The organism is Mesorhizobium sp. M4A.F.Ca.ET.020.02.1.1 (genome assembly GCF_004022645.1).
Classification (GTDB): Bacteria; Pseudomonadota; Alphaproteobacteria; order Rhizobiales; family Rhizobiaceae; genus Mesorhizobium.
Genome location: NZ_RZOI01001053.1, coordinates 1 through 1521, shown reverse-complemented (window position 1 = coordinate 1521; position 1521 = coordinate 1). Strand labels below are relative to the sequence as shown.

Sequence of the window (1521 nt, the reverse complement as noted above, 5' to 3'; positions counted from 1 at the left end):
CCCATCAATTTCCGCCGCCCCGCAAATGCTCGATCATCAGCCGATCTTCCGGCCTGCCCCTGGCTTCCAGTGCCGTCAGCCCGCCGGTGGCGAATACGGCTACCGCTGAAAGCAATCCCGCAAGGGTCGCGGCAGCATGCCGATCAAATCGGAACCAAGCTCCTTTAGACAGCCGCGCAATTTCCTTGAACGCTTTTTCCGCTCCGGAATCATGGCCTTCCTGGAAAATGAAGACTGGCACGCCATGCAGACCGAGGCTGCCGGCCTTGCTGGTGAGATCGTCGATGCTCTCTTCCATGGCATCGCCGATATAGACAAGCGCATTGACCTTGGTTGCCGCCGTTTCCTTCAACGCGTGGACGAGCACCTTGCTGATCTGAGTATGGCCGGCGCGGCAGTCGATCCGCGTCATCAGCTGCTTCAAAGCATTGGTGTCTTTGACGAAACCGGACGAACGGCACTCGCCGAGACCGCGGAAATAGACCAGTTGGACGCTAAGCGTCCCGAGCTTGCCAACGGCATCGAACATCTCGCCCTGCAGCGCGTTGGCCAGATCCCAGGTCGGCTGCCGGCTCATGGTCGCGTCGAGGGACAGAATCAGCCTGCCCGTGCCGCTGGCAGAAGCGCCAAGGGTTCTCGCCTGCCGGACAAAAGCGTCGATCTCCCCGGCGCTTGATTGAGGCTTGACCGGGGCAGGATCGGCCTTTTGGGGCACGGGCTGCTTGTTGTCGCTCATGAGATTCAAGATGTGGCGCGGCGCCAATGCTTGCAAGTCCCATGTCCGGCGATAGGGAGGGCCAACGCATCGGCGGATCACAAGCAGCGCGGCAGGTATCGTCCGGTCTAAAGCAGGCCCAGTTCGGCCAGCTCCTGCCTGAGCTTCGGAGGCATCTCCACCAGGCCTGCCCTGCCCTTGCCGAGATCGGCCGGCGCGTCGGAGGGTTTGAGATAGCGCCAGCCCTGGAAGGCGCGGCGCGGCTGCCATTCGGTGCGCACGACTTGCGGGTCGAGCATCAGGTGACAGCGGCCGATGCCCTCGTCGTCGGTGAACGGCCGGATCTCGGTGATCAACTGGCGACATTGCACGTTGCCCTTGATCACCCAATAGAGCGAGCCGCCGTCGGTGACTTCGTCGCCACGCGTCGGCACCATGCGGGTGGTGTGCCAGTGCTCGGCCGGCTCGCCGGCGCGCCGCCGCTCGTCGAGGCGAAAGTCGATCCACTCTTCGAGATCCTCGACGCTGTCGCAGCCGACGCAGAGTTTTAGGAGATTGAGAGCCATCGCTTAAGGTTTAGTCCGGCACGCGAAACCGTCAACGGCCCTGCCCGACTTCTCCACAGTGCCAGCATCAGCCGTTCAGCACTCGACGACGTTGACGGCGAGGCCGCCGAGGCTGGTTTACTTGTACTTCTCGTTCATGTCGAGGCCGGTCTGGCGCATGGTCTCGATCGCCGCGTCGAGTGGCACGAAGTGGGTGCCGTCGCCCTTGATGGCGAGCGACGCTGCGGTCACAGCCTTGAC

General features: G+C 62.9%; 3 protein-coding genes. All 3 read right to left on the bottom strand.

The window, feature by feature from the left end; all coding sequences use genetic code 11:
• Nucleotides 1–4 precede the first annotated feature (4 nt).
• Nucleotides 5–736 (bottom strand): VWA domain-containing protein, encoded by a 732-nt coding sequence (locus EN742_RS34695; protein WP_127406506.1) that lies wholly within the window; start codon nucleotides 734–736, stop codon nucleotides 5–7.
• Between the two features lie 107 nt (nucleotides 737–843).
• Entirely contained in the window at nucleotides 844–1281 is a 438-nt protein-coding gene (locus EN742_RS34690; protein WP_126054677.1) for a DUF1489 family protein, read from the bottom strand.
• A gap of 117 nt (nucleotides 1282–1398) precedes the next feature.
• Nucleotides 1399–1521: L-serine ammonia-lyase, iron-sulfur-dependent, subunit alpha (locus EN742_RS34685; RefSeq protein ID WP_148670511.1), on the bottom strand; the 123-nt coding region annotated here is incomplete at its 5' end.